General features: G+C 76.7%; 3 protein-coding genes. 2 read left to right on the top strand and 1 reads right to left on the bottom strand.

Annotated features, from left to right (window positions below):
- Nucleotides 1-161: 161 nt before the first annotated feature.
- Nucleotides 162-758: a histidine phosphatase family protein gene (locus tag FNQ90_RS17410; protein WP_182607228.1), complete on the top strand. Its 597-nt coding sequence runs from the start codon at nucleotides 162-164 to the stop codon at nucleotides 756-758.
- A 203-nt stretch (nucleotides 759-961) separates the two neighbouring features.
- Here FNQ90_RS17410 and FNQ90_RS17405 read toward each other — a convergent pair whose 3' ends face one another.
- Nucleotides 962-2,422 (bottom strand): tetratricopeptide repeat protein, encoded by a 1,461-nt coding sequence (locus FNQ90_RS17405; protein WP_228471337.1) that lies wholly within the window; start codon nucleotides 2,420-2,422, stop codon nucleotides 962-964.
- 318 nt (nucleotides 2,423-2,740) lie between these two features.
- On the opposite strand from FNQ90_RS17405, the gene FNQ90_RS17400 reads away from it, so the two are divergent.
- The gene (locus FNQ90_RS17400) at nucleotides 2,741-3,115 is read left to right on the top strand and encodes a hypothetical protein (RefSeq protein ID WP_323380027.1); all 375 of its coding nucleotides are present in this window, start codon (nucleotides 2,741-2,743) and stop codon (nucleotides 3,113-3,115) included.
- Nucleotides 3,116-3,208: the final 93 nt, after the last annotated feature.

Genomic DNA, 3,208 nt, shown 5'->3' with positions numbered 1-3,208 from the left:
CCGGGACACGACGGACGGGAAGAGAACGATGGCGGCACGCCTCCTGCTGGTGCGACACGGACGGACCGCCTGGTCTGATGATCGGAACGGCCCTTCCGCCGGCGGGTCCCGTACCGGCCGCGGGGACCGGGAACCGGGACACGACGGACGGGAAGAGAACGATGGCGGCACGCCTCCTGCTGGTGCGACACGGACGGACCGCCTGGTCCGTGGCCGGGCGGCACACCGGCCGCACGGACGTCCCCCTGCTGGACACGGGCCGCGCCGACGCCGAGCGGCTGGGCGAACGCCTGCGTCGTTCCCCCTGGGACGGCTTGCCCGACACCGAGGTGTGGACCAGCCCGCTCTCCCGCGCCCGGGAGACCTGCGAACTGGCCGGGTTCGGCACCGGGGCCCGCCCCGTGGACGACCTGATGGAGTGGGACTACGGGGCCGAGGAGGGGCTGACGCCGGCCGAGATCCGGGCCCGGCGCGGCGCCGACTGGCTGATCTGGCGGGACGGCGTCACCGACGGCGAGACCCTGGCGGCCATGGTGGAGCGCGCCGACCGGGTGATCCGGGAGGCCAGGGAGGGCGGACGCGACGTGCTGCTCTTCGCGCACGGCCACATCCTGCGCACCCTGGGGGCGCGCTGGCTGGGGATGGAACCCGGGTTCGCGGCGCACATCCGCCTCGATCCGGCCTCGCTGTCGGTGCTGGGGTGGGCCTACGGGGCCCCCGCCATCGAGCGCTGGAACGACACCGGCCACCTCGGCTGAGCGGGCGGGCCCGGACGCCGGGACCGGCCGACCGCTCGGCGCGCCGGCCGCCGTGTCCCCCCGGCCCCCGCCGCGCCGATCCGTGTGTGTGGGGCGCGGGTCGGCGCCCGTGCCGGCGTCGATCCGGTCCACCTTCGGGCCGGCCCCTTCGGACCGGCCCCTTCGGGCCGGCCCCTGCGGACCGGCCCCCGGCCGGACCCCGCTCAGGCCGGGGCCCGGGGGGCCGGCACGGTGAGCGCCCGGAACCGCTCGCGCAGCAGCGCCGGTTCCGGCAGGGACCGGTACGGCTCCAACACCTCCACGGTGCGCCCGACGATCTCCCGGACCCGAACGGAACGCACCCGCTCCAACGAGTCCACCGCCCCCAGCGCCGTGACCGCGGCCTCGCGCGGCTCACCCGCCAGCGCCTGCTGCTCGGCGAGGATCGCCGAGAACAGGGCGATGTTCCGGACGAAGTGCGGATCCCGGAGCTCCACCGCCTGGCGGGCGGACTCCGCCGCGCGTTCCGGCTCCCCGAGCGCGGCCCAGCACTGGGCGCGCAGCCCGGCGAACTCGGCGTCGCCGAAGAAGGACATCCACTCCGGGTCACCGTCCGTCGGACCGGCGCCCGGGTGCGCGGCCTCCGCTCCGGCCAGCGCCTCCTCGCAGGCGCGCCGATCCCCCAGCCGGGCCCATCCGCCGGCCTCCCGGAGCAGGAGCAGGGCGCGCAGGCGCCGCGAGGGAACCCGGCGGGCGGCCTGCTGTCCCGCCTGCGCCGCCCGGACCGCCTCGCGCGGTCGGTTCGCGTCCCTGGCCAGGAAGGCCAGGTTGCAGAAGGCGTGTGCCTCCAGGGCGGCGTCGCCGGACCACCGCGCGCAGGCCAGCGCCTCGTCGTAGTGCTCGCGGGCCGTGTCGAGCCGACCGGAGTCGTGGGCCAACCACCCGACCGAGATCGCCAGTTCGCCCGTGCCGGAGCGCAACCGCGCGTCCACGGCCGGGGCGCGGGCACCGGCGTCCACGAGTTCCCAGGCCAGACGCAACTGCTCGGCGGCCCGGGCAAGCAGGTCGCCGGCCCCCTGGCGGTCGTCCAGCAGACGGATCTCCCGCACCGCCTCCTCCACGGCGGCGGCGTCCGAGCCGCCGGCCCCGGCGGGTCCGGCGGCCGCCGCGCGGGCGCCGAGTCCGACAATCCCCAGCGGGGCCAGGGACGCCACGGCGGCCGGACCTCCGGTCATGAACGCACGACGCAGCACGTCGCTCCTCCCGTCCTCTCGCGGGTCCCCCGCGATGTCCGGGGGGCCCGGTGGTTCCTCCGACCCCGCCGGTGGCGGGTCGGGGGCGTCCCACCCGCGGTCCCGGACCCGGGCGGCCCGACCCCGCACCGACGCGCGGGGTGCGAACCCCAGGTCGGTCAGAGTCCGGCCGGGGAACATGTGCGCGAAGACCCGTTCGTAGGCGTAATTGGGGCAGCGGATCTCCCCGGACTCCACCCGGCCGATGTAGCGGGCGTCGCAGGAGACGTGCTCGCCGATCTCCCGGGCGGCCCGACGGACCTCCGAGGCGAACTCCCCCGGCGAGCGACTGCCGCGCAACGCGCGGAAGACGGTGTTCGGTACGGGCGCCCTTCCGCCGGCACCGTTGGAAGCTCTCCGTGGTCCCCCGGTCGCGGATGGTTTCGACGCCATGCCCGGACGGTACAGCCGACGGAAGGAGGAGGGGGGCCGGTTTTGCCGATGAATTTCCCGAAAAGGCGGATATCCGACTCGCGATTCGCCATGAAGCGCCACCCGTTACGGGGGCACCGGCCCGTACCCCTTGACGTCCACCCGCGTTGTACCGGAGGAAGCGGGCGCCCGGGCCGTCGGGTGCCCGGACGGCACGAGGAGGCACCCATGCTCGATCACCGTCCCGCCGGTACGGCAGCCGGCCGGCGCCAGTCCCGGACCCTGCTCCGGCACCCGTCCGACGCCCCGACCGGGCCCTGTCCCGGGCACGGTGGAGCCGTGCGGACGTCCGTGGGCCGGACCCCGGCCGGCGAACACGACCTGGTCACCGTCCCCACCCGCACCGGCCTGGAGGCGGTGGACCTGCTCAGACTCGGCGAGGGCCTGGGCCCCGTGTTGTACGACGCGACGGGCGAGACCCTCGGTTTCCTCGTTCCCCGCGGCACCACCGAGCGCTGGGACCTGCCGGGCAGCGCCTGCGTCCCCGCCGGCGACCCGGGTCCCACCGGGGCCGACCGACCCCCGGTCACCGGCACCGGTTGGCTGATCGCGCCGCAGGGCGCCGGCGCCGACACCACCTGCCCGGACCGGCTCCGCGAGGCCCTGCGACGGGCCGCCCGCACCCTGGACGTCCTGGACCGCTGCCGACACTGACCCGACACCGCGCGACGCCCGGCACCCGACACCGTCCCCGAGCCGGGGCCGGGTCCCCGCCGGGGTCCCCACCCGGCCGGTCGGCCGTCCACC

The organism is Streptomyces alkaliphilus (assembly GCF_014141535.1).
In the GTDB taxonomy this organism is placed as follows: Bacteria; Actinomycetota; Actinomycetes; order Streptomycetales; family Streptomycetaceae; genus Streptomyces; species Streptomyces alkaliphilus.
This window is presented reverse-complemented; position numbering and strand designations above follow the sequence as displayed.